This is a genomic window from Bradyrhizobium sp. AUGA SZCCT0431 (assembly GCF_018131065.1).
Lineage (GTDB): Bacteria > Pseudomonadota > Alphaproteobacteria > Rhizobiales > Xanthobacteraceae > Bradyrhizobium.
Map to the genome: position 1 here is coordinate 47,176 of NZ_JAFCLR010000039.1, position 24,127 is coordinate 71,302.

Consider the following 24,127-nt stretch of genomic DNA (forward strand, 5'->3'; position numbering starts at 1 on the left):
CGCCGGACTAACTCACTTGACCAATTCGATTTCGCTCAATCGCCACTCCTTGGTGAAGAACGGTTCGAGCGGGCTGTAGAGGCGAAGCAGCGTGAACCAGCCCTTGCCGGGCATGGTCTGGATCCAGTTGCCGCGTTTCACGCCCGCGGGCTGGGTCGGGCCGAAGTAAACCGTCGTGGAGCCGTCTGACTCCGCTTCGGCGGCGGGCGACGGATAGCTCTGACTACCGGCGCGCGGATAACGTTGCGGCGTGTCGAGCATCGAGCGCGACTGATTGTCGTAGAGCGTGAACGACCAGAACGCAGCCGCCGGAATGCCTTTCGGCAGCGTCACCTTGTACGTCTTGCCGCCGTCGAAGGCGTTCTTGTCCGCGTCCAGAAACCCCATGAGATACTGCGAGCCGACGCGGGGGAGCCGCATGATCATGCCCGGGGAGTCCAGGGTGTAGGCGTAATAGAACGCGGTTTTTGAGTCGAGCGTTCGCGCGCCGGTCGCCGGCAGCGGCTTGAAGAAGCCCTCCTTGGTGATCATCGGCGGTGGCGTCTCGAAATTGGCGCCGCCCTGCCAAAGCATGTTGGCCCAGGACGAGTTGGGATAGTAGGTCCATTCCAGAGATTCGCGGGGACGCCAGTTAAGCGCCCGTCCGGCGGCATTTCCGACCGCGGCCGCGTCGGCGAGTATCTTGCGCATCCGGGCGTCCGGGTTGAACGGCTTTCCTTTCACGATGCCGATGGCGGCCAATTGCCCCGCAAGCTCCGGATTGTAGGAATCGGCGGGCTCTTGCTGCACGCTCGCGTTGATCATCTCGAAGAATGAGAAATCGCTAGGGGGGATCGTATTGAACGATTTTCCGCTGGCTTCTACAAACTTGGTCGGCGGAATGGGTGGATTGGCTTCGAGCCTGACCTTTCCTTCCAGCGCGGTCGCGATGCTCGTGCCGACGCCTCCAGGTGTATAAGGATAAATCTTGATCGTTTTCTTGATGTTCTCGACGGCCGGCTTCGGATCGTTGTCGGCGAGAAACGCGCGCGCTGCATAGATGACGCGCGTCGTCTTCGATCGCGCCACGTAAAACCCGCCTTCCGGAATCGGCCCGTCATAGCCCGGTGGCAGGAGGAGATATTTCCCGCCTTCACCGCGATCGGGGCCGGGGAAGCCAACGTCGACGATCCATCCGAACCACATGTCGTTGATGGTCCCAAGTCCCTTCGGCGGCTGTTCGACCACCATGGGGACTTTCGTCAGGTCGACTATGCTGAAGTAATAGACGGTGTCGGCGTTGGCCGTGAGAAACAGCGACTTCGCATCCATCAGTTCGGGGTAGATGGTGACCGTATTGTCCTCCGCGCCGATGCTGAGAAGGCCCTTACGAATGGCATAGGCGGACGCGCCCCCGTAACTGTTGAGGAAAGCGTCAAGGCCGCGGGTAAAGTCCAGCGTGTCGTAGACCTTCTCGGCGGTTTCCACGCTTGGCGCACCGTCCTTGAACTGGAGCGGCCCGATGCGGGTCTCGACCTTGTCCGGCGTGATCAGGATTGGCGGGATTGCCGGCGCTTGGGCAGCGGCCATCTGGGGCAGTGCCGGCATCGTGCAGACGAAGCTTGCTGCCAGGAGTCTGGTAGACCATTTCATATCGTCGCCTCCGGTGTTCGCGTTCAACTTGCTTTCTTCACCGCCGCGCGATCGGACGCCGGCGCCGAAGCGCCGGCGTTGCCGTCAACCTTCATTGCGCCGATATGCCCACCGTTGTCTGCGACTTTACGACCGGCGGCGGATTCCATTTGCCGGTCAGCGCCTCCGACTTCGGCGCGTACAGGCGCATTGTCAGATTGAATGGCGCCTTCGGTGCGGGAAGCCAGTTGGCTTCGAGGTCTTTGCCGGGGCTCGCATTCTGGAAGTAGAGATCAAGCGAGCCGTCCGCATTGTACTTGAACGGCATCCAGCTGCTCACCGCAAAGCGGTTCAGCGTGTTGCCGACCTGGAATCCGTCCTGGTCGTAGAGCGTGATCGACCAGAACGCATTGACGGGTGGCGTGGCGCCCTTCTCGAAGGTGATGGTGTATTTGTTGGCGCCATCGAGCGGCTTGCCGGATTCGTCGGCGAGATTGAGCGGATAGATCGCGTCCTCGACCACATTCGCGCCAAGACCTTGCTGCGCGATAATGGCCCGCTTCAGGTAGTAATTGCCATAGACGCCCACCGTGTCGGTGTTCATCCCCCAGCCATTGGCAACCCGCGCCAGCGTCGGCAGCTTCCAGGCCATCAGCTTCTGCGCGTCCTGCGGCGCGGTTTCCAGCGCCCTTTGCAAGGCGGGTTCGAGCTTGCCGATATCAAAGCTCTTGCCGGGCTCGATGCCGATTTTCTTCATCTGTGCGATGATCGGCTCGTCGGTGACGTGCGGCGGATGCAGCTTGAGCAACTCCGCGGCATTGGCGAAATACACGCCCGCCGACATCGTATCGACCTGCGTCTTCGGCGGCGTCTTCATGTCGACGCTGGGGTCGGGTTTGAATTCGACCGGTTTTGGCGTTTTGCCATATTCGGAAAGCAGCGTAACCTTGTAGCCGGCCTGGATTTTGCGGACGGCGTCATAGTCCGGCGGGCCGTCGGTCTTGGTCCGGCCGATCAGCCAGACGTAAGGGGTTGGCGCGTCGATGCGCTGGGTATCCTTCGGAAGCTTGAACTCCTCGGCGAACCTGTCGCGCAGATCTGGCCGCCAGCCCGCCGGTGCCACCAGGAATGTCCCGGCCTTGGTGCCGGTGGTTCGCCAGCCCGGCGATGCAAAGACATCGGTCCACATGTCGAGCATCGGCAACAGATAGTAGCGTCCGTTGGTGTCTGGCGCCGAGATGACGACGGGCTCCTTGGTCATGTCCAGCCATGACGCGGAATACAAAGTATCGAAGTTCGAGCGCACGACACCTTTGAAATCCGCCGGCGGGTATTCGGGCACGTTGACGAAGGTGTTCATCGGCCCCTTGAAGTCAGTGGTGCCGTTGGTGAATTGCTTGCGGGATATGTCCATCGACATGATGGAGTAGAAGTACACGTAGGCGTCGACCGCGATGGCGTGCGCCTCCTGTTCGGTGATGGGCGCCGCCGCTTGGGCGAATGCAGGCGGGGCAGCGGCCGCGCCGAGGCAGAGAGACAATGTCAGCGTCAGAATTCCTCGAAGCATGTCGAATTCTCCTCGTCTGATTTGTGTAGTTGTTATCAGTTGAGTTCAGTTCACTTCAGCGGTCTGGCGGAATTTTCGATTGAACACGGGGAAGCGCGCTGGCCTTTCGTTCCTCTCAATAGCAGGGCGGATAAGGGTAATAGCCGCACGCCGGTCGCGCATATGGATAGGCGTATGGGTGGGCATATGCGGCCGCCCCATACGCAGCGGCGCCCGCAGCGCCGGCATACATCGCGCCGCGAAATGCCGAACGGCGCGCAACGCCGGCAAACGACATCGGCGTGAACGGCCGGCCGATAATGTCGATGAAGAGTGCGGCTCCACCATCCGCACCCATGCTATCCCCTTCAAGGATCTGGACGTTGAACGTCAGCCTGTCGCCTTCGAGCTTCGGATTTTTCAGCACCACGACGGCGTCCTTCACCACACCGTCCTTGCCGAATACGGACAAGGTTGCGTTCGGCGGGTTCTTGGCGAAGCTGTCGTCGCCCGATCCCCATTCCGCGATCACGTCGGCGGTGGGCTGGTGGCCTGCGGATCGTACCGGACGGTCGGCAAATATGATCGAGCTGGGTGTCACGCCGGTCAAAGTGAGCATGTCGCCCTGCAACGTCGCGCCGCGGGAGTTGAGCACGAACAGCGAGGGCACGATTTCAGGTTTGGCCGGAGCAGATGGCGTGCCGATCGTTTTCAGCGAGGGCGGGACTGCCGCGTTCTGGGCAAGCGCTGTTTCGGCACCGCACAGCGTTGCGGCCAAGGCCAATATCCCGAAAATCCGATTCAATTTTGTGACACGCATGGCATCCATTCCTTCTGCAGAATCGCCCGAACGACCTTGAGCGTTTTCGCTCAGGCGCGTGATCGCGTATGCAAGAGAACGTGCAACGTGGCTGCATATAACGCCTCACGGCGTATGCAGGATCGAAACATGGTGCTGGAAAAACAGGAGCAATGAAGCTAACGGTTGAAGCGCGTCTTCAGCTACCTCCGAGAGAAAGTTTAGCACAAACCAAATATGAGGACCAGTCATGGTCATTATTTTGTGCCTCTACCTCGTCGCGCTGTGGGCCGTGTTCTCGAAATTCAAACTGGTGCGTTGGGGCTGGTTGTCCGGGACGGTCTCGATCGCTGTCGGAATATTTCTTCTCGCGGCATTTCTCGCGCTTTTCAATTATCTCACGCCGTCGGGGCGCGTGACGGTCACCGGCCGCGTGGTGGAAGTGACGCCGAATGTGACAGGACAAATTATTGCAATTCCGGTCAGGCCGAATGTGCCGGTGAAGGCCAACGATGTGCTGTTTCAAATCGACCCGGCGCCGTTTCAGTACAAGGTCACGCAGTTGCAGGCCTCGCTCGCCGCTGCAAAGCAGCAGACTGAAATCCTGAAATCGAATTACGAGCAAGCGACGGCGAATGTCGCAGGGCTCACCACGCAGGTCGCCTACAACAAGAAGCGGCTCGACGATATCCAGACACTTGCCGCTGATGATGCCAACTCGCAGTTTCAGGCGCAGGACAAGCAGGTCCAGTACGAAACCGTGTCGGCGCAGCTCGGCGCCGCCAAGGCGGCGCAGCAGAGCGCCAAGCTCGCGATGGATTCCGAGATCGGCGGCGTCAACACGTCAGTGGCGCAGCTACAGGCGCAGCTCGATAACGCCAATTGGGAATTGTCGCAGACGACCATTCGTGCGCCGGCCGACGGCTATGTCACCGTCGTTGCATTGACTGTCGGCGATCGGGCGCTGCAGGCGCGCTCGGCGATGTCGTTCATCGTCGAGAAGGAGATCACGCTGGTTGGAATGTTTTCTCAGAACGGCTTCCAGACCATCAAGGAAGGCACCGCTGTCGATATCGTTTTCGACAACGTCCCGGGGCGCATCTATCACGCGAAGATAACAGCGATCCCAAGGGGCATCGGCCAGGGCCAGATTGCCGTGTCGGGAACGTTGGCGCGCACCAATACGTTCGGCGGGGCGACGGTGTTTCCGGCGGAGATCGCGATACCTGACGGGATGAGCCGGGAGTCGCTGCGTCTGGGAATGTCCGGCAGTGCAACTGCATTTTCCGAGAAGGCGGGCGTGATCGGCCTTCTTGCGTCGATCCTGGTGTGGATCAGTTCCTATACGGCGTATCTCTAGCTGAGCGGATCTGCGCCTTCGCGACCGGCGGCGCGCACCGTCTATGCACTTTGTGCCACATGGCCGTGCTCTAGACGACACAGCACAAATCGTCGCAATCGTGCTCGAACCGCAGTATCAGCCGCGCTTCCATAGTTTCACGAGCGGGCCGCTTTCTCCCATCACCGGATCGGCCTTCGGCAGTTTCACGTTCGGAATCGTCTTCAACGCCTTGGCGTGGTTCTCCGGCGTCGCGCGCGTGATTTCGGCCGGCGGGCCGGGCGGATAGGCGCCGACGACGGAAAAATCAGCGCTCGACGACAGGCATTGATGGCCGGTGCCGGCGGGCAGGATCGCGACGTCACCGGCGGCGATCGCGAGGTCCGTGCCATTGTCGCCGCCGAACCGCACGATGGCGTTGCCGCGGGCGACGCCGAGCACCTCGTGCACGGTGGCATGGTAGTGCAGATAATCATAAACGCCGTTGCGCCACATCGCGCCCCAGCCATTAGCGCCGAACAGGCCCTCGATGGTTTTTTCGGGGTGATCGTTATCGACGTCGATCGCACGCTTGTAGACCAGGAACGGCATCTTGCTGTTGGGCACCAGGCCGTCATCGACGAAGTCGAAGGTGAGCGGCTGAAGGTCTTCGCTGACGACGGACATGATCGTGCTCCGAAATCGTAGGGTGGGCAAAGGCGCCCTTCGCGCCGTGCCCACCATTGCTACCACAAGCAAGATGGTGGGCACGCTTTCGCTTTGCCCACCCTACGATATCAAACAAATGTCAGGGCCTCGCGTTCCCCTCGATCATGCTTTCGGGATTTCAAACACCAGGCAGGTCGTGGTGGCGTGGGCGAGCAGGCGGCCCTTGGCATCGGTGATGCGCGCTTCCGCGGTGGCGGCGCGGCGGCCGACGCTGAGCGTGCGGCCTTCCGACTTCACAGGGCCGGTATCCTTGGTCATGCCCTTGATGAAGGAAATCTTGAATTCCAGCGTGGTGTACCCGGTGCCGGCCGGCAGCGTGGTGTGGACCGCCAGCCCCATCGCGGAATCCAACAGGATCGCGGCGTAGCCGCCATGCACCGAGCCGATCGGGTTGTAGTGCCGGAAGCCCGGCACGCTGTGAAAGGTCACGACGCCGTTCTCGGCGGTGGAATCGAACGGCTCGACATTCTCCATGATCGGCGGCGCCGGCAGTTTGCCCTCGAAGATCGCGCGGACGAACTCAAGGCCCGTCATCGACGCCATCACGCTGGTCGGCGTCACGCCGTATTCGACCTTGGGGGCGGGGGCGGTGTCCATTGGGCAATTCCTGTGCTTTAGATGTTGGTTATAATACTATGTCGATATCGCGGCAACAGGGTTCTCGTCACATGATATCTCGTCATGCCCCGGCGTCGATCCGGTCATGGATGGTATTTTTATAAGGGATTGGTCGAGCAACGAAGGCTCAGTGTTTCTCGTCATTGCGAGCCAACGGGTCGCGCGGATGCGCGCCCGATGACAGGCTCCGCGAAGCAATCCATAGCCGAGCAAAAGGATGGATTGCTTCGTTGCTTCGCTCCTCGCAATGACGGTGGCGGCGACAGAGGGCCTTAGCCATTCTTGTTCGCCCGCATCAGATCCGCGAACCGCTTGAACAGGTAGTGAGAATCCCGCGGCCCGGGTGAGGCTTCCGGGTGGTACTGCACCGAGAATACCGGCTTGCCGTCGAGCTGGATGCCGCAATTGGAGCCGTCGAACAGCGAGATGTGGGTTTGGGTGGCGCCCTTGGGCAGCGTGTCCTGGTCCACCGCAAAGCCGTGGTTCATGGACGTGATTTCAACCTTGCCGGTGGTCTCGTCCTTGACCGGATGATTGGCGCCGTGATGGCCCTGATGCATCTTCTTGGTCCTGGCGCCGACGGCGAGGCCCAGCATCTGATGGCCGAGACAGATGCCGAAGGTCGGCGTGCCCGAATCGATCACCTGCTTGATCACAGGCACCGCGTATTTGCCGGTCGCGGCGGGATCGCCGGGGCCGTTAGAGAGAAACACGCCGTCCGGCTTCATCGCCAGAATGTCTTCGGCTGATGTCGTCGCCGGCACCACGGTGATCTTGCAGCCCTCGCCGGCGAGCAGCCGCAGGATGTTGCGCTTGATGCCGTAATCGATCGCGACCACGTTGAATTCGGGCGCGGTCTGGCGGCCAAAGCCCTTTTCCCAGGCCCACGGCGTCTCGTCCCAGGTGAAGCGCTGGGCGGAAGTCACCATCGGCACCAGGTCCATGCCTTCGAGGCCGGGCCATTCGCGCGCTTCTTCCTTGAGGCCGTGCAGGTCGAACTTGCCGTCCTTGGCGTGTGCGATCACGGCGTTGGGCATGCCCTTGGAGCGGATCAGCGCGGTCAGCGCGCGGGTGTCGATGCCGGAAAGGCCGATGATGCCGCGCGCCCTCAGCCATCCGTCGAGATGTTTTGCCGAGCGGTAGTTCGAGGGATCTGTGATGGCGGAGCGCAGGATCACGCCGCGCGCACCCGGCGTCGCCGCCATGTTCACCGTCTCGATATCCTCGTCGTTGGTGCCGACGTTGCCGATATGCGGGAAAGTGAAGGTGATGAGCTGTCCGGCATAGGAGGGATCGGTGAGGATCTCCTCATAACCGGTCATCGCGGTGTTGAAGCAGACTTCGCCGACCGCCTGGCCTTCCGCGCCGAGGCCAAAGCCTTCCAGTACGGTGCCATCGGCGAGCACGAGGAGCGCGGTCGGTTTGAGGTCCGGCCAGGCTGACGAGTTTTCAGGGATTGTCATGAGCGCATTACATAGTCGGCGTACCCCGCCGCGTGAACCCCAAAAACGCGGATTCACACGCGTTTCACTGCATATTTGACAGGCTGTGCCACCAGCCTAATCTGGAGTTCCCATTTCATAGCGTTTTCGAGCGAAGTGGACGCCGGTTCGCGTCAAGAAAACGCGTCAAAACAAGAAGCTAGGGCCGCTTTGCACCCCAAAGCGCCCAATCAGGAGTCCGCATGGACAATACGATGCCGATCCTGCTCGTTCCGGGTCTCGCGTGCTCGCCGCGGCTGTTTGGGCCCGTGGTGCCGGCCCTGTGGCAGTTGGGGCCCGTGACGGTCGCCAACCACAAGCGCGACGACAATATGGGCGCGATCGCGCGGCGGATCCTGGCCGAGGCGCCGCCGCGCTTTGCGCTCGCCGGGCATTCCATGGGCGGCTACATCGCCTTCGAGATCATGCGGCAGGCGCCCGAGCGGGTGGCGAAGCTGGCGTTGATCAGCACCCAGGCGCGACCCGACACCGGCGAGGCAACGACCCGCCGCCAGGGCATGATCGCCCGTGCAAAAGGCGGCGAATACCGCGCCGTGCTCGACGAGCTGTTTCCCGGCTTCGTGCACCCGTCGCGGCAGGGCGATGCCGCGTTGCGCCAGCTTGTCCATGACATGGGCGACGATATCGGGCCGGAGGCGTTCGTCCGCCAGCAGACCGCCGTGATCGGGCGGCCGGATTCGCGCCCCACGCTGGCGTGGATCAGATGTCCGACGCTGGTGCTGACCGGCGACCAGGACAACACCATCCCGAACTCGCTCTCGATGGAGATGGCGAGCGGCATTCCCGGGGCCAAACTGGTGGTGCTGGCCAATTGCGGTCACCTGCCACAGGTGGAAGCGCCGCAGGAGACCGCCGACGCGCTGACGGAATGGCTTCGGAGCTAAAGCGTTTTCAAGCGAAGTGGATACCGGTTCGCGTAAAGAAAACGCGTCAAAACTGAGTTGTTTCAACGGCGCGAAACGCTTAGATCAGGGCGTTGAAGCCAAAGGATACGAAAATGCTGCGCGACGACATCAACAATGCGGTCAAGGACGCGATGCGGGCCAAGGACGAGCGCAAGCTGTCCACGCTGCGCATGGTTAATTCGACCATCAAGAACGCCGACATCGCCGCACGCGGGGAGGGCAAGCCGCCGCTCAGCGATGCCGACCTGCTCGGCGTGTTCCAGAAGATGATCAAGCAGCGCCAGGAATCCGTCGAACTCTACGACAAGGGCGGCCGCGCCGAACTCGCCGCGCAGGAGCGCGAGGAGATCGCGGTGATCTCCGCTTACTTGCCGAAGCAGATGTCGGAGGAGGACGTCAAGGCGGCGATATCGGCCGCGGTCACTGAAACCGGCGCTGCCGGGATGAAGGACATGGGCAAGGTGATCGCGGTGCTGAAGGCGAAATACGCCGGCCAGATGGATTTTGGAAAAGCCAGCGGTTTGGTGAAGGCGGCGCTCGCGGGGTGAGGCCGCGCGCGTTGGAACTGATCGGCCAGGCCGCGGATTGATAGGGGTCACGCAGCGGAGGACAACATGGCCGACCAAAAAGCCCCTCCCGCCGGCCCTGAACTGTCAAAAGGCATCGCGCTCACTGAATTCTCCGGCCCGACGCTGCTCGGCCATGTCGGCGATGAGGAAGTCGTGCTGGTGCGGGCGGGCTCCGAGATCTTCGCGATCGACCCGTATTGCAGTCACTACCATGGCCCGCTCGCGGAAGGGCTCGTGACGGGCGAGAGCATCCGCTGTCCCTGGCATCACGCCTGTTTCGATCTCCGCACCGGCGAGGCCGCGCGCGCCCCCGCGCTCAATCCGATCGCGATCTGGAAGGTCGAGCGCGAAGGCGACCGCATTTTCGTCCGGCAAAAATCCGAGCAGCCCAAACCGCGCGTGAAGGGTGCTGTCGATGCGCCCGGCAAGATCGTCATTGTTGGCGGTGGGGCGGCGGGGTTTGCCGCGGCCGAGATGTTGCGACGGCAGGACTATCGGGGCGGCATCGTGATGCTGAGCAACGAGGCAGCGCCGCCTGTCGATCGGCCGAACCTGTCGAAGGATTTTCTCGCCGGCAGCGCGCCGGAGGATTGGCTGCCGTTGAAGCCCGACAGTTTTTACACTGACGCGGCGATCGATCTGCGAGTCAAGGCCGAGGTCACGTCGATCGATACCAAGACCCGGAACGTGGTCGTGTTGGGCGGCGAAGTCATTCCCTATGACCGGTTGCTGTTGGCGACCGGCGCGGAGCCGGTGCGCCTGCCGATCTCAGGTGCGGACCAGCCTCACGTCCATGTGCTGCGCTCGCTGGACGATTGCCGTGCGATCATTGCATCGGCTGACGGCGCACGTCGGGCGCTTGTGATCGGCGCAAGTTTTATCGGGCTTGAGGCGGCGGCGTCGCTACGGGCCAAAAACCTCGAAGTCCACGTGGTCGGGCTGGAGCAGCGGCCGATGGAGCGCGTGCTCGGGCCCGAGATGGGAGATTTCGTCCGCGCGCTGCATGAAGAGCACGGCGTCATCTTTCACCTTGGCGATACGGTCACGGCGATCGAGGGCAAGCGCGCGACGCTGAAGAGCGGCGGCGTGCTGGAGGCCGACGTCGTGGTGGTCGGCGTCGGCGTGCGTCCGCGCCTCGCTCTGGCCGAAAAGGCCGGACTTGCGGTCGATCGCGGCGTCACGGTGAATGCCTATCTTGAGACCAGCGCCCCGGGCATCTACGCGGCCGGCGATATTGCGCGTTGGCCCGATCCTCATTCCGGCGAACGGATTCGCGTCGAGCACTGGGCGGTGGCGGAACGCCAGGGCCAGACCGCCGCACGCAACATGTTGGGACAGCGCGAAGTATTCGACGCCGTTCCGTTCTTCTGGAGCCAGCATTACGACGTGCCGATCAACTATGTCGGTCACGCCGAGAAGTGGGACGAGATCGTGGTAGACGGCAATATCGCCGCGAAGGATTGTCTGCTGCACTACAAAAGCCGCGGCCGCGTGCTCGCGGTCGCCTCGATCTATCGCGATGCCGCAAGCCTTGAGGCGGAGCTTGCAATGGAGCGGGCGCCGCACTGAACCGCTTCCGCACCGGAGGGGTTTGTGCCGCAGCGGCAATGGTCTAATCTGGCACGCATGCTCACCGAAGCCGCCACCTATGACGAACTCTATCGCAACTTCCGCTGGGATATCCCGGCGCGGTTCAACATCGCAACCGCGTGCTGCGACCGTCATGCCGATGGCTCTGGCCGCCTTGCGCTGATCTATATCGACGAGGACGGCACGGCGACGCGGACCTCGTTTGACGAGGTCGCGGACATGTCGCGGCGTTTCGCGAATGTGCTGAAAGCCGATGGCCTTGTGCGCGGCGACCGCGTCGCGGTGTTCCTGTCGCAATCGCTGGAATTGCCGATCGCGCATCTGGCGGCGTTTCGCTCCGGCCTGATCTCGATTCCCCTGTTCGCGCTGTTCGGCGAGGACGCGCTGGAGTTTCGTCTCGGTAATTCCGAGGCCAAGGCTGTCATCACCGACGAGGCCGGCTGGGACAAGCTCGCAAAGATCCGCGACCGCCTGCCGGAGCTGAAAACCATCTATGTGATCGGCGATCGCGCGCCCGCGGGCACCAAGCCGTTCTGGTCTTCGTTGAAAGCCGCATCACCGGATTTTGCGACCGTCGATACGTCGGCCGACGATCCCGGCCTGATCATCTACACCTCGGGCACCACGGGAAATCCCAAGGGCGCGCTGCACGCGCACCGCGTCGTGCTCGGCCATCTGCCGAATGTCGAGATGTGCCACGACTTCATTCCCAAACCCGGCGACCTGATGTGGACGCCGGCGGACTGGGCCTGGATCGGCGGGCTGATCAACGGCCTGTTTGCCTTCTGGTATCACGGCGTGCCGCTGGTCGGGCACCGCGCACGCAAATTCGAGCCGCAGGCGGCGATGGCTGTCATGGCCGATCACGGCATCCGCAACGTGTTCCTGCCGCCGACGGCGCTGAAACTGATGCGGATCGCCGACGTCAAGCATTCCGGCGTAAACCTGCGCAGCATCTTCACCGGCGGCGAGTCGCTCGGCGGCGAACTGCTCGACTGGGTGCGCGCGACTTTCGGCGTCGATGCCCATGAAGTGTTCGGCCAGACCGAATGCAATCTCGTCATCGGCAGCAATTCCAAACTGTTTCCGATCAGGCCGGGTTCGATGGGCCGGGCGACCCCCGGTTTTGACGTCCGCATTGTCAATGACCAGGGCGAGGAGCTGCCGCGTGGCACCCGCGGCGTCATCGGCGTTCGCCAGCCTTGTCCGTGCACCATGATCGAATATTGGCGCAATCCGGAAGCGACTGCGAAGAAGTATGCCGGCGAGTTTTTGCTGACCGGCGATCTCGGCGTCCAGGATGAGGACGGCTATTTCTGGTATGTCAGCCGGGAGGACGACGTCATCACCACGGCCGGCTATCGCGTCGGGCCGTCGGAGATCGAGCACACGTTGATGAAGCACCCGGCGGTGGCGATGTCGGCGGTCGTCGGCATTCCCGATCCGATCCGTACCGAATCGATCAAGGCCTGGATCGTGCTGCGTCCGGGCTTTGCGCCCAGTGACGCGCTGGCGCGTGAGATCCAGGAATTCGTCAAGGTACAACTCGCCGCCCACGAATATCCGCGCTTCGTGCAGTTCGCGGAAAGCCTCCCGATGACCGCGACCGGCAAGGTGCTGCGACGCGAATTGCGGGCACTGGGGTAGAGCGTTTTCCAGCGAAGCATGCCCTCGGACTTGATCCGGGGGTGGACACCGGTTCGCGTCAAGAAAACGCGTCAAATCAAAAATCTGGAGCCCCGTTCCGATTCCATCGGAACGGAAAGGGCTCTAGACTCTCTTCGGTCAATTCTTTGCGGTAGGAAAATGCAAAAAACTGTGCCTCACGCCGCGGGCTTGCACCGCGCCTCGCTCAAGAAACTCCATGATTTGGACGCGGCGCTGGAGCTGATGTATTACGGCTGGCGCGGGATGACGCTTGCCGCCGATCAGTATCTTGCGACCGTTGGCCTGTCACGCCCGCACCACCGCATTCTCTACGTGGTTGCCAGGCAGCCCGACGTCTCGATCGGTTCGCTGATTGAAATTCTCGGCATATCCAAACAAGCCTTGAACCGGCCGCTCAACCTGCTGCTGGAGCGCAAGATGCTGACCTCGAAGCGGTCGCCCGAGCAGCATCGCTCCAAATTGCTGCGGCTGACGGAAGCAGGAAAACGCACGGAACAGCGGGCATCGGACTACGAGCGCAAGGTCGTGAGCGAGGCGTTTGATCGTGTCGGACCCCGTGGCGCTGCCGCGTGGATGGCCGTCATGGGGGCTATCGCTGACAACAATTGATTTCTAAGGTCAATATAGTTGACTTTAGGATCGTGCGGTGACAACTTTCTCTGCAGTGATGCCGGGGAGGTGCGGGAGCTTGAGCAAACAGACGATGGACCGGGCAGCCGCCGGACGCTTTGTCGAGGCGTGGTGCGCAAGCTGGTGCAAGGTTGATATCGACGCTGTCGTCTCGCACTTTGCTGAAAAAGCGGAGATGCGCTCCCCCTTGGCGCTCAAACTGACGGATTCCCCTGTGGTCGCGGGCGCCGAAAACATTCGCGCCTACTGGCGCAAGGCTTACGGACACATCGAGAGCGCGGACCTTAAAGTCCTGAGCTGGAGCTGGGACGGCACGATCGCGCGCCTGACGGTCTGGTGGCAACTGGGCGACACGCGCGCCAGCGAGTTCATGGACTTCGACGCTGCGGGCCGTGTGGTGCGCAGCGAGGCCTTCTACGGAAAATAGTCATGCGATTTTCGGATTTCGTTCTGCTTCTCAACACACTCTGGTTCGGCGGCGCGTTCATCCAGTTCAGCATTGCCCAGAGCAATACGCTGAAAATACTGGTGCCCCGGGAGGAGCGCGGAAATCCGATCGCGCCAACCTTGTCGGCCAGCGTGGCGTTCCTGGGCGGGATCAATCTGCCAATCGGCCTGCTGTCGCTGTATCTATTGGCCCGGCCGCCCTTCTTTGGGGCTGATGACGCGCAGCTTGCGTTATTCCTGTTCTTTGCCGCGTGTCACTTCAGTCAGTTCGCCTATAACCTTCCGGTCCTGATGCGCGGGGGACGCGTCGGGGTGGCATACTGGCCCGTGTTGAAGGGCCCGATGCTCCGGATCTTTGTCATCGACGCGGTACTGTTCGTGGCAAATCTTGTCGTGGTCTTCCTGCTCCTGTCCTCCTAGCCGCTCAACTCCCCTTCAGCACCAACCGCAGCATCAGCGCCAGGTCGTTTCGCCGGTACGGCTTGTTCAGAATTTTCGCTTCACTGTCGAGGCCGTCGAGCGGCTGGACCGGATGTTCGGTGTAGCCGGAAGTGAAGAGCACCTTGAGTTCGGGCCGCAGCCGCGATGCTTCCCTGGCAAGCTCTGGTCCGAACATGCCGCCGGGCATCACGACATCCGTAAACAGCAGGTCGATCTCGCTGCTTTGGCGCAATACTTCCAGCGCCTCGCGCCCGTTGCGCGTCACGATGACGCGATAGCCAAGCTCCTTCAGCTCCTTTTCAACATACGCACGCACCAGGTCATTGTCCTCGACAACGAGAATGGTCTCGGTGCCGGCATGCACGGCGAGCTGGTCAGCGGGCGGCGCGGCGCCTCTGTGCGGCGCATCGATGCGGGGGAAGAAAAGCCTGACGGCGGTGCCATGTCCCGGCTCGGAGCGTATTTGCATCGCGCCGCCGGATTGTTTTGCAAACCCATAGACCATGCTGAGGCCGAGGCCCGTGCCTTTGCCCACCTCCTTGGTGGTAAAGAACGGCTCGAAGGCGCGGCTGGCCACTTCGGCAATCATGCCGCTGCCGGTATCGGTCACGGCCACCTCGACGTAATCGCCGGGCCGGGCCTCGCCATTGACGTCGAGGTCGGATTCATCGAGCGCGATATTGCGGACCTCGACCGTCAGCTTGCCGCCCTGCGGCATCGCATCGCGCGCGTTCAGCACCAGATTGAGCAGCGCGGACGCCAACTGACCGGGATCGACGCTGGCGCGCCACAAGTCCCGATCGAGCAGGAATTCGCATTCGATATGTTCGCCCAGGGTCCGCCGCAACAATTGTTCCATGCCGAAAATTTTCTGGCCGATGTCGATGTCCTGCGGCGTCAACGGCTGCTTGCGTGCGAAGGCGAGCAGGCTCCTTGTGAGGTCCGAGCCGCGCTCGGCGGCGGTGGCGATGCTGTCGGCGATGCTGTGCAGTTCCCGGTTCGCGGCCAGCTTCTCGGCGAGGTATTCCGCGTTGCCCAGGATGACGGTCAAGAGATTGTTGAAATCGTGCGCGACGCCGCCGGTGAGTTGGCCCATCGCCTCCATCTTCTGGGATTGGCTGAGCTTTTGATCGAGCTCGTCGATGGCGGCGCGCTGCCGCTCGAGCGACTCGGCGGTGCCGTTGAGCAGCGTCATCAGCCCGCCCAGTTCGCCGCGTGGATGCGGCTCGGGAATCCGCGCGCTCAAGTCGCCAAGTCCGAGCCGCCGCGCCATCCCGGCGAGCCGTCCGACCTGACGGCCGACGCCCAATGTCGCCAGCAGCCAGACGCCCGCGAGCAGCAGCAGCGAGGCCACCGCAAGCATCGCCAGATCCTCGTAGACGCGGCGGTTGGCGGCGGCAACCAGGCCGTCCTTGGATAGTCCCACCAGGATATAGAGGCCGGCATCCCGGATCGATGGCGAGCGGGCGACGGCCCAAACGTGGGTTCGGCCCTCAGCGTCCTTCATCTCGTGGAAGGGTTCGTGATTCGCTGCAGCGGCAAACCGGAACAGGTCCGAGTTTGCGATCGATGCACCTGCGGGCTCGGTCCATCCCTTTCCCTGCGGGGCAACCAGGACGGTGCCTTTCCTGTCAACCAGCAGCACGTCTTTGCCGTTCAGGAGGCGGTTGTCGTACTCGGCGAATTTGCGCAAGTTGAACGACGCGAGCAGGATGAATTTCAGCTCGCCGGATTCCGTGCGGGTGGGGTACGCGATCTGCAGCACGGAGGTCCCGGTCAGCCTGCCGAACACGGGCTCCAGCGTGACGATTCCGTGCGCCGTCAGGGCCTGCTTGAAATAGGCGCGGTCCCGCAAGTCGAGGGTGCGGTTGGTCCGCAGCGAGTCGCAGAACAGGGCGCCATCAGGCGTGATGGTCAGGATGCCGGTGAACTGCGGGTATTCCTCGCGCACCGCGGAGAGGAAGGCCGAACACGCCACCTTGTCTGACGTGTCGAGGTCGCGGGCGCGGGCCAGGCCATAGTGAAGCTGCGCCGTGCCCTGAATTTTCTCGTCCAGATCCTTGGAAATATCGTCGGCCGTTGCCGACAAATTGGCGAGCGCCGCGTTGACTTCGCTGGCGCGATTTTGAGCGAAGCGCAGTCCCACGAGGATGGCCGGCACCAGCATGGCCGCGATAACGAGTATCAGTAGCCGGGTGCGCAGGCTCATCGGTCGGTAATTTTCGCGCTCGAATCAGACAGTTTCATTTTTAACTAATAATGTGCGGCAATCGTGTGCCGCTGCGTCCGCCGGGGGATGGCAAATGCCCCTTGCGACAAACCGGGCCGGCAGTTTTCAAATGGCTTCTATTGGAATCCCTCGAAGCGACCCTACAGACTCTGTTCGGCTATCGCAATCAGGGCGGGTGATGGGGGAGGGCGTGTGGTGTGGCGTTGGGATAGCGCCAACCTCCACCGTCGTCCCGGCCTTGAGCTCAGATGCGCAATTGCGCATCGGGGGACCCATACGCCGCGGCCCATCGATGAGAGCGCAGGTGTTAGATACTTCCTCAACAACGAACGCCGCGGCGTATGGGTCCCGGCGTTCGCCGGGACGACGAAAGAAGTTCAACGGGACGACGAGCATTGTGTGCCGGCACTACGGCGTCCCGATCCCCATTTCCTTCAGCGCGTCCAGCATGCGCTGTGGCGGCGCCATCTTGATCGCGAGCGGCTGACCCGTCTCCAGCACGCTCTTGAGGCTGGAGAGGATCGCCGGCCAGCCCTGGCGGCCGCCGGCGAGGATATCGTCGCTGATGGTGCGGTCGTGCGATTGCAGCATCGTCAGCTTCACCATCTCGCCCGACAGCTCGATCTCGTAGGTCACGAGCGTGGGCCCGAGTTTTTCCACCAGTGCCGGCCAGTTGACGTTCCAGGTCACCGTCAATTTCCGTGGCGGATCGCATTCGATCACCTCGCCGCTGATATGCACCGAACCGTCAGGCGCGCGGGCGATGAAAGCGCCCCCGATCTTCAGGTCGGCCTCGATCGCAAAGCCGAAAAAATACTGCCGGCTGAACTCGGCCGACGTCAGCGCCTGCCAAACCTTCTCCGGCGTGGCAGCGATGTAGATGGTGTAGACGATCGCAGGTTTGAATTTGTCGATGTTCATGACGCGCCCTCGATGCCGAGGCAGGAGGGAGGAATCGTCAATGCGGTGCCGGATTCCAGCATGCTCTTGAGGCTGGAAAGGATGGCGGGCCATCCCTTGGAGATGCCGTCAAGGATTACGCTGCCAGGTTCGAAGTCTTCATGCGTCAGCGTCAATTTCACGAGCTTGGCATGCGGCTCCAGCGTGAAGACGACCTTGGTCGGCCGCTCCTTGCGCGCGGCCTCGCTGAGGATGTGATGGAAGGTGTAGGAAAGCCGTCTGGGCGGATCGAATTCGAGGACCTCGCCGACGTCGGTGGTGGTTCCGTCCATCACTAGCGAGAACGGCGAGCCGACCTTCCAGTCCGAGACCACCGACGTATTCCACCAATAGCGTTTCGTGAACTCGCTTGAGGTCAGCGCCTGCCACAATTTTTCCGGCGTGGTCTCGATATAGGTGACATAGACGAATTCCGGCTTACTCATCACGCTTCTCCAGTTGCCGTTTCAATTCGCTGAGCGCGACAAGTTTCCCGCGCTCGAATTTTTTGATCCAGCGTTCGCCGATCTGATGGATCGGAACCGGGTTCAGATAGTGCAGCTTCTCGCGGCCATGCCTGAGCGTGGTGACGAGGTTGGCCGCCTCGAGGATTCCAAGGTGCTTGGTTACGGCCTGCCGCGTCATGGCGAGGCCGTCGCATAGTTCGCCCAATGTTTGTCCGTTCCTGGCATGAAGCCTGTCCAGCAACGCGCGTCGCGAGGCATCGGCAAGCGCTCGGAAGACCTCATCCATGGCAGGAATAATAGGCAACCAGATGGTTGCATGTCAAGGGCGTGGTTTTGGCGCGTTGGTTGGAGGTTGCGATGGGGGACGGCGAGGTTGCCTTTCTTCCCTTCTCCCCTTGTGGGAGAAGGTGCCTTCGCGAAGCGAAGGCGGATGAGGGGTTTCTATCCGCGGAGACAGACCCCTCATCCGGCGCGCTTCGCGCGCCACCTTCTCCCACAAGGAGAGAAGGAAGAATGCACTCCCTTCCATCTCCCCCGTTCACGTGCATTAATGGCGCAAGCTCCCTCCCACCCCGAGTTCCCCCATGTCCCTCCAGGTCTATCTCGCTTTCGTCGCCGCCTGCATCGCGCTGGCGCTGCTGCCGGGTCCGGTGGTCACGCTCATCATCGCCAACGGCCTGCGCCACGGCACCCGCGCGGCGCTGATCAATGTCGCCGGCGCCCAGGTCGGCCTCGCCATCGTGATCGGCATCGTCGCGGTCGGCCTGACCTCGCTGATGGCGACGATGGGCTACTGGTTCGACTGGGTGCGTTTCGCCGGCGCGGCCTATCTGATCTGGCTCGGCATCAAGCTGGTTCGTGAGCCGGTGGAGGGCATCAAATCAGACGAGCCGCCACCGCCGCCGCGCGGCGGCTTCTTCCTGCAGGGTTTTCTGGTGCTGCTCTCGAACCCCAAGGTGCTGGTGTTCTTCGGCGCCTTTATCCCGCAGTTCATGGACATGAAGCAGGACCACTTCCCGCAAGTGGCGCTGCTCGGCGCGACGTTCATGGTGACTGCCGCCATGACCGACGCGGTCTATGCGCTGCTCGCCGGCCGGGCCCGGCTTTTCTTCTCGGCGGAGCGCACACGGCTGGTGTCGCGGATCTCAGGCGGCTTCATGATCGGCGGCGGCATCTGGCTGGCGCTGACCCGGGCAAAGTAGCACGCTTGAACCGCGGGCGGCGATGACGCGTCTAATGCAACGCGCCGTCGTCTGAGGAAAAATCTTCGTGCCCGATCTGCCCTGGTTCGTCTTTGCGATGCTGCTCGCGCCGCTCGGGCTGTTGCTCGCGGCCGCGGTCTACAAGACGCTGCAGGTGCGTGCCGCCCGCGAATGGCCGTCGGCGGCCGGAAAGATCGTGGCCTCGCACGCCCAGGTGCGCGAGGTCAGGGTGATCGACAGCAACCGGGAAGGCGGCTATCGCACCGAGCAGCGCAACTTCGCCAACATCATATACGAATATTCCGTGGCCGGCAAAACGCTGCGCAACAACCGCGTCAGCATCGGCGAGGACCTCGGCAATTTCGAGGTCGCCGAGACCATCGCCAGATATCCGGTCGGCGCCGACGTGACGGTCTATTGCAATCCGCTGCATCCAAAGGAAGCGGTGCTGGAACGCGATCTGCCCAAGGGGCTTTGGGGCTGCCTCGGCATCGGCACCGCGATCACGCTCGTGATCGTGTTCGGCTCGGCGATCGGGCTGAACAAACTGAGCGAATTCGTCGCCACGATGCTGCCCCATCCGACGGCGTCGCCATTGGGCATTGCCTTCGGCGCGTTCGGCAGCGTCACTGCGCTGTTCGCGCTCGCGATGCACCGGCAGGCACAGCTCGCCGGGAAATGGCCGGTGGTATCCGGCATCATCAAGCTGTCCGGTCTCGAGCAATATCGCGCCGCGCCAACCGATGACGGGCGGCGCGGGCTAATCATGTATCAGCGCAAGGTGTCTTACACGTACACTTACAACGACCAGTCCTACACCGGCACGCACGCAACCCTCGCCAGCAACGTCGCGTCGAGCTCGGACTGGCTGACGCGAAAACTCACGCCGCCTTATCAGGACGGCGCCAGGGTCAAGGTCTGGGTCAATCCGGCGAATCCATCCGAAGCCACGCTGGAGCCGCGCGCATCGTTCGTGTGGTTCCTGTGGCTGCTGGTGCTCGGGTTTGCGGGACTCACCTATTACACGGCGGTGCACGGTTGAGTCACAGCATATGCGGCGCGCTCGATGTGCTCCCTCCCCCCTTGCGGGGTCGAGACGAGCGAAGCTCGCTCTTAGGGCTAGGGAGAGGGAACGTAGCGTCTGTGTGGGGAGAAAATCTAAATCACCTGCCGCGACCGAAAAATCGTCTCGATCTCACCAAGAATCCGCGCCAGCCGGTCGGCCCACGCTTTCTCGCCGGCTTGATCCGAAATCAGGTCCTGACGGATTTCGATTCCCGTGTTCATCAGGCCGCGGGCCTCGGCGTGAACGGGGATGGTGTGGTCGGTGTCGTCGCTGACCGCGTAGGGTTCGTTGTCGCCGACCACCAGGTCAGGCTCCGCGCGCAGCAATTGCAGCAGCAGCGGCGGCAATAGCTTGTCGCGCTGATAGAGCGTGCCGATGTGCCAGGGGCGCGCGATGCCGGCATAAACCGGTGTGAAGCTGTGCAGCGAAACCAATATCGTCGGCACCTTCCGTTGCCGGCGCGCGTCGATGATCGCGCCGATACGGCGGTGATAGGGATCGAAGATCTGCGTTCGGCGCAATTCCGCGGCTTCTCGCGAAATGCCTTCATTGCCGGGGATCGTCGTGGTTTCACTGATGAGCGGGATCGAGCTTGCGACATCAGGCGGGCGGTTGCAGTCGATCACCAGCCGCGAATAGCGCTGCACGATCAGATGCGCGCCGAGATGCTTTGAGAGCATCTCGGCAACCCCGGCGATGCCGATGTCCCAGGCGATGTGCCGCACGAGCTCGCCTTCCGGCAATCCGAGATCGCCGAGCGCTTGCGGAATCAGCCGTCCGTAGTGGTCACAAGTGAGCAGAAACGGCGAGCGTCCCTCGGCATTATATTCGCGGACTGGGGGAACATCCTGAGATCCCAAGAGTAATGATGTGTCGCCGACGTGGTTCAAAACCATTTTTCCTTACGCATTGCCTATCGAAGCGGCATATCGGCCTACAAATGAGCAGGTTTTTGTATAGATTAGCCGGCCCAAAATCACGATGATTGTTTGACGATGCCGTTACTCACGATTCACCACAAGACCGTATATCGCTACACGCACCCGGTGGCGTTCGGCGAACACCGCATCATGCTGCGTCCGCGCGACGGCCATGATCTGCGCGTGCTGTCCGGCAGCCTCGAGATCGAGCCGCAGCCGATGCAGCTGCGCTGGATCCATGACGTGTTCGGCAACAGCGTTGCGATCGCGACCTTCGACGAGCGCGCGCAGACGCTGTCGTTCACTTCGATGGCTACGATCGAGCACAACCCGGCGGAAGAATTCGCGCTGACCGCGGATGACCCGGCCTACTTCTATCCCTTCCAGTACGATGACGAAGAATTTCCCGACCTGGTGCAGTTCATCACGCCGCAATATGGCGATCCCAACGGGGATCTGTCGTTCTGGGCGCGGGGATTTCTCGAATCCGACGGGCCGACGCGGACCTACAACATTCTCAGCGGCATGACCCATGGCATCCGCGAAGCTTTCACCTATCGCAAGCGTCACGAACAGGGCACACAGCATCCTCTCGATACGCTGCAGACGAAGTCGGGCACCTGCCGCGACTATGCGCTGTTCATGATCGAGGCGCTGCGGCGGCTCGGCATCGCCGCGCGATTCGTGTCCGGCTATCTCTTCATTCCCGGCGACAGTGCGCATGGTTATGTCGGCGGCGGCTCGACGCATGCATGGGTGCAGGTCTATCTGCCGAGCGCGGGCTGGATCGAGTTCGATCCGACCAATGGCATCATCGGCACCCGCGACCTCATTCGTGTGGCGGTAGCGCGCGATCCGCGCCAGGCCATCCCGCTGCACGGCGCCTATCTCGGCTCGGCTGACGCCTTTGTCGGCATGGAGGTCAATATCAACGTCGTATCCGTCATTGACGAAGCGCAGGCGGAAAAGGTCTGATCATGGAGATCAAGGTCGGCTTCGAGATCGCCTATGCTGCCGTGCAGCCGACGCCGATGGTGATCATGCTCTCGATCCACCCGTCGCGCTTCTCCGACATCGTCGGCACCGAGCGCATCGTCGCCGAGCCTGACGTGCCGATCGGTTTTTATCGCGACATCTTCGGCAATGTCTGCGGTCGGCTGGTGGCGCCTAGCGGCGGCGTGGCGTTGCGCGGCAGCGCGCTGGTGCGCGATTCCGGCCTGCCTGACATTGTGATGCCGACCGCGCAGCAGATCCCGATCGACCAGTTGCCGGACGAGGTGCTGCAATATCTGATGCCGAGCCGCTATTGCGAGACCGACAAGCTCACCGACATCGCATGGTCGCTGTTCGGCAACACGCCCGAGGGCTGGGCGCGGGTGCAGGCGATCGTCGAGTTCGTCCACAACCATGTCACCTTCGGCTACGAGCACGCGCATCACATGAAATCGGCGCACGACGTCTACGAGCAGGGCGCCGGCGTGTGCCGCGATTTTGCGCATCTGGCGCTGACGTTCTGCCGCTGCATGAACATCCCGGCGCGCTATTGCACCGGCTATATGGGTGACATCGGCATTCCGCCGGATCCCGCGCCGATGGATTTCTCCGGCTGGTTTCAGGTTTACCTCTCCGGCCAGTGGTACACCTTCGACGCGCGGCACAATCACCCGCGGATCGGCCGCATCCTGATGGGCGCCGGCCGCGACGCCGCCGACGTCGCGCTGACCACGAGTTTTGGCCGGATGGACCTCGTCAAATTCGTCGTCGTCAGCGACGAGGTGGTGGTGGCTTAGTTGTCGGTGCCCGCGTCATTCCGGGTTCGATGCTTCGCATCGCCCCGGAATGACGATATGAACACCGCCATGATTTCAGATCGTCTGTTCGTCTACGGCACCCTGATGCGCGGCTTCGACCATCCGATGGCGAAGCTGCTGTCGCGCAGCGCCGACTTCATCGGCGAGGCCAGGTGCCGCGGCCGGCTCTATCTCATCAAGCATTATCCGGGACTGGTGCTGTCGGACGATCCTGATGACATCGTGTCCGGCGAACTGTATCGCCTGCGCGACCGCGATGCGTTGCTCGGCGAGTTCGACATGTATGAGGCCTGCGGCCCGGGCTTTCAGGCGCCGACCGAATATGTGCGGCAGATGCTGAACGTCACGCTCGATGACGGCTCTGCGAGCGAGGCGTGGACGTATGTCTATAACTGGCCGGTCACCGGCCTGCCGCGCATCGCTTCGGGGCGCTTCCTCGAAAATTAACCCGCCCCCAGCGGTTCCTGCTCCAGCCGCACATCGACCTCGCGCTCGACATACGTCCATTCCTCGGTCGCGCGCAGCATCGCGACCAGTTCATCGAACAGCGCGGCATTCGCAGCGTCGTATTCGAACCAGGCCAGGAAATCGAAGGGCTCGCCTAAGTCGCGGCAGTGATAGAGCTGGCGGGCGATCGCGGGGAGATATTTCAGGCTGGCGGCGATGTGCTGCGACTTGTCCTCGAAAATCCCGCGCCGCTCTTCCTGCGTCAGGTCCCACCACGCGGCGTTCTTCTTGATCGGGATCAGCGCCGCGCGGGTCGCTTCGGGGCGGCCGAGCCCGGCCTGCACCGCCACCAGCTTTTCCTTCTCGGCGCGCTCGGTATAGCGCACATGGCTGGCGACCCCGGCGAGCCGCCAGGAGGTCTGCGAGGGCAGGATCGGCAGCGCGATCGAGGCGGAATGGACGACGGAGAGCGCTGGCGTGCGCAACAGCCCCGCGCCCTTGACCGCGGCCTGCGACACCACCTGCCAGGCCCCGCTTTGCCCGCCTCTGAAGGTCGTGAACATGGCGACATGGAAGCGTGGAACCGGAAGAGTTGCAAGTTTGCCGGTCATTCCGGGGCGCGAAGCGAACCTCAGGTGCGCAATTGTGCACCGGGGAATCTCGAGATTCCGG

General features: G+C 62.3%; 25 protein-coding genes. 13 read left to right on the forward strand and 12 right to left on the reverse strand.

What is annotated here, in order from left to right:
* Positions 1–12: 12 nt before the first annotated feature.
* From JQ567_RS29670 to JQ567_RS29680, 3 genes are all read right to left on the reverse strand, one after another.
* Positions 13–1,569, reverse strand: a complete 1,557-nt coding sequence (locus JQ567_RS29670) for a DUF1254 domain-containing protein (RefSeq protein WP_249165820.1) — start codon at positions 1,567–1,569, stop codon at positions 13–15.
* A 154-nt stretch (positions 1,570–1,723) separates the two neighbouring features.
* Complete coding sequence (locus tag JQ567_RS29675; protein ID WP_212442101.1) at positions 1,724–3,178, reverse strand: DUF1254 domain-containing protein; 1,455 nt, start codon at positions 3,176–3,178, stop codon at positions 1,724–1,726.
* A gap of 115 nt (positions 3,179–3,293) precedes the next feature.
* Positions 3,294–3,977 (reverse strand): hypothetical protein, encoded by a 684-nt coding sequence (locus JQ567_RS29680; RefSeq protein WP_249165817.1) that lies wholly within the window; start codon positions 3,975–3,977, stop codon positions 3,294–3,296.
* Between the two features lie 229 nt (positions 3,978–4,206).
* Between JQ567_RS29680 and JQ567_RS29685 the strand changes: the two genes are divergently transcribed.
* Complete coding sequence (locus tag JQ567_RS29685; RefSeq protein ID WP_212442102.1) at positions 4,207–5,316, forward strand: HlyD family secretion protein; 1,110 nt, start codon at positions 4,207–4,209, stop codon at positions 5,314–5,316.
* A 117-nt stretch (positions 5,317–5,433) separates the two neighbouring features.
* Here the strand turns inward: JQ567_RS29685 and JQ567_RS29690 are convergent, their stop codons facing one another.
* The 3 genes from JQ567_RS29690 to carA form a co-directional block, all read right to left on the reverse strand.
* Positions 5,434–5,961, reverse strand: coding sequence for a hypothetical protein (locus JQ567_RS29690; protein WP_212442103.1), 528 nt, complete (start codon positions 5,959–5,961; stop codon positions 5,434–5,436).
* 144 nt (positions 5,962–6,105) lie between these two features.
* A complete protein-coding gene (locus JQ567_RS29695; RefSeq protein WP_212442104.1) occupies positions 6,106–6,600 on the reverse strand; it encodes a PaaI family thioesterase in 495 nt (164 codons plus the stop codon).
* 293 nt (positions 6,601–6,893) lie between these two features.
* A complete protein-coding gene (carA, locus tag JQ567_RS29700) occupies positions 6,894–8,084 on the reverse strand; it encodes a glutamine-hydrolyzing carbamoyl-phosphate synthase small subunit (protein WP_212442105.1) in 1,191 nt (396 codons plus the stop codon).
* Positions 8,085–8,305: 221 nt separating this feature from the next.
* Here carA and JQ567_RS29705 point away from each other — a divergent pair, with 221 nt between their 5' ends.
* The 7 genes from JQ567_RS29705 to JQ567_RS29735 all read left to right on the forward strand — a co-directional run bounded on the left by JQ567_RS29705 (position 8,306) and on the right by JQ567_RS29735 (position 14,352).
* Positions 8,306–9,007, forward strand: coding sequence for an alpha/beta fold hydrolase (locus JQ567_RS29705; RefSeq protein WP_212390184.1), 702 nt, complete (start codon positions 8,306–8,308; stop codon positions 9,005–9,007).
* 113 nt (positions 9,008–9,120) lie between these two features.
* Positions 9,121–9,576, forward strand: coding sequence for a GatB/YqeY domain-containing protein (locus JQ567_RS29710; RefSeq protein WP_212442106.1), 456 nt, complete (start codon positions 9,121–9,123; stop codon positions 9,574–9,576).
* A 66-nt stretch (positions 9,577–9,642) separates the two neighbouring features.
* On the forward strand, positions 9,643–11,166 hold the full coding sequence (locus tag JQ567_RS29715; RefSeq protein WP_212442107.1) for an FAD-dependent oxidoreductase: 1,524 nt from the start codon (positions 9,643–9,645) through the stop codon (positions 11,164–11,166).
* 57 nt (positions 11,167–11,223) lie between these two features.
* Complete coding sequence (locus tag JQ567_RS29720; RefSeq protein WP_212442133.1) at positions 11,224–12,834, forward strand: acyl-CoA synthetase; 1,611 nt, start codon at positions 11,224–11,226, stop codon at positions 12,832–12,834.
* 159 nt (positions 12,835–12,993) lie between these two features.
* Positions 12,994–13,464, forward strand: a complete 471-nt coding sequence (locus tag JQ567_RS29725; protein WP_212442108.1) for a MarR family winged helix-turn-helix transcriptional regulator — start codon at positions 12,994–12,996, stop codon at positions 13,462–13,464.
* Between the two features lie 94 nt (positions 13,465–13,558).
* Positions 13,559–13,912 (forward strand): nuclear transport factor 2 family protein, encoded by a 354-nt coding sequence (locus JQ567_RS29730; protein ID WP_212442134.1) that lies wholly within the window; start codon positions 13,559–13,561, stop codon positions 13,910–13,912.
* Positions 13,913–13,914: 2 nt separating this feature from the next.
* Positions 13,915–14,352: a hypothetical protein gene (locus tag JQ567_RS29735; protein WP_212442109.1), complete on the forward strand. Its 438-nt coding sequence runs from the start codon at positions 13,915–13,917 to the stop codon at positions 14,350–14,352.
* Positions 14,353–14,356: 4 nt separating this feature from the next.
* Here JQ567_RS29735 and JQ567_RS29740 read toward each other — a convergent pair whose 3' ends face one another.
* The 4 genes from JQ567_RS29740 to JQ567_RS29755 form a co-directional block, all read right to left on the reverse strand.
* On the reverse strand, positions 14,357–16,582 hold the full coding sequence (locus JQ567_RS29740) for an ATP-binding protein (protein WP_212442110.1): 2,226 nt from the start codon (positions 16,580–16,582) through the stop codon (positions 14,357–14,359).
* 429 nt (positions 16,583–17,011) lie between these two features.
* Entirely contained in the window at positions 17,012–17,524 is a 513-nt protein-coding gene (locus tag JQ567_RS29745; protein ID WP_212442111.1) for an SRPBCC family protein, read from the reverse strand.
* A complete protein-coding gene (locus JQ567_RS29750; protein ID WP_212442112.1) occupies positions 17,521–17,988 on the reverse strand; it encodes an SRPBCC family protein in 468 nt (155 codons plus the stop codon). Before JQ567_RS29750 ends, JQ567_RS29745 begins: the two co-directional genes overlap by 4 nt.
* Entirely contained in the window at positions 17,981–18,295 is a 315-nt protein-coding gene (locus JQ567_RS29755; protein WP_212442113.1) for a helix-turn-helix transcriptional regulator, read from the reverse strand. The genes JQ567_RS29750 and JQ567_RS29755 overlap by 8 nt, the downstream gene beginning before the upstream one ends.
* 298 nt (positions 18,296–18,593) lie before the next feature.
* On the opposite strand from JQ567_RS29755, the gene JQ567_RS29760 reads away from it, so the two are divergent.
* A complete protein-coding gene (locus JQ567_RS29760) occupies positions 18,594–19,211 on the forward strand; it encodes a LysE family translocator (RefSeq protein ID WP_192736723.1) in 618 nt (205 codons plus the stop codon).
* 67 nt (positions 19,212–19,278) lie between these two features.
* Positions 19,279–20,253 (forward strand): DUF3592 domain-containing protein, encoded by a 975-nt coding sequence (locus JQ567_RS29765; protein ID WP_312017490.1) that lies wholly within the window; start codon positions 19,279–19,281, stop codon positions 20,251–20,253.
* Positions 20,254–20,369: 116 nt separating this feature from the next.
* Here the strand turns inward: JQ567_RS29765 and JQ567_RS29770 are convergent, their stop codons facing one another.
* Positions 20,370–21,173 carry an N-formylglutamate amidohydrolase gene (locus JQ567_RS29770; protein WP_212442114.1) on the reverse strand — a complete coding sequence of 268 codons (804 nt, stop codon included), beginning with the start codon at positions 21,171–21,173 and terminating at the stop codon, positions 20,370–20,372.
* Between the two features lie 99 nt (positions 21,174–21,272).
* Between JQ567_RS29770 and JQ567_RS29775 the strand changes: the two genes are divergently transcribed.
* The 3 genes from JQ567_RS29775 to JQ567_RS29785 all read left to right on the forward strand — a co-directional run bounded on the left by JQ567_RS29775 (position 21,273) and on the right by JQ567_RS29785 (position 23,455).
* The gene (locus JQ567_RS29775; protein ID WP_212263103.1) at positions 21,273–22,172 is read left to right on the forward strand and encodes a transglutaminase family protein; all 900 of its coding nucleotides are present in this window, start codon (positions 21,273–21,275) and stop codon (positions 22,170–22,172) included.
* Between the two features lie 2 nt (positions 22,173–22,174).
* Positions 22,175–22,987, forward strand: a complete 813-nt coding sequence (locus JQ567_RS29780; RefSeq protein ID WP_212442115.1) for a transglutaminase family protein — start codon at positions 22,175–22,177, stop codon at positions 22,985–22,987.
* A 69-nt stretch (positions 22,988–23,056) separates the two neighbouring features.
* On the forward strand, positions 23,057–23,455 hold the full coding sequence (locus JQ567_RS29785; RefSeq protein ID WP_212442136.1) for a gamma-glutamylcyclotransferase: 399 nt from the start codon (positions 23,057–23,059) through the stop codon (positions 23,453–23,455).
* Here JQ567_RS29785 and JQ567_RS29790 read toward each other — a convergent pair.
* Complete coding sequence (locus JQ567_RS29790; protein ID WP_212442137.1) at positions 23,452–24,018, reverse strand: chlorite dismutase family protein; 567 nt, start codon at positions 24,016–24,018, stop codon at positions 23,452–23,454. The two genes, JQ567_RS29785 and JQ567_RS29790, sit on opposite strands and share 4 nt — an antisense overlap.
* Between the last annotated feature and the right edge of the window lie 109 nt (positions 24,019–24,127).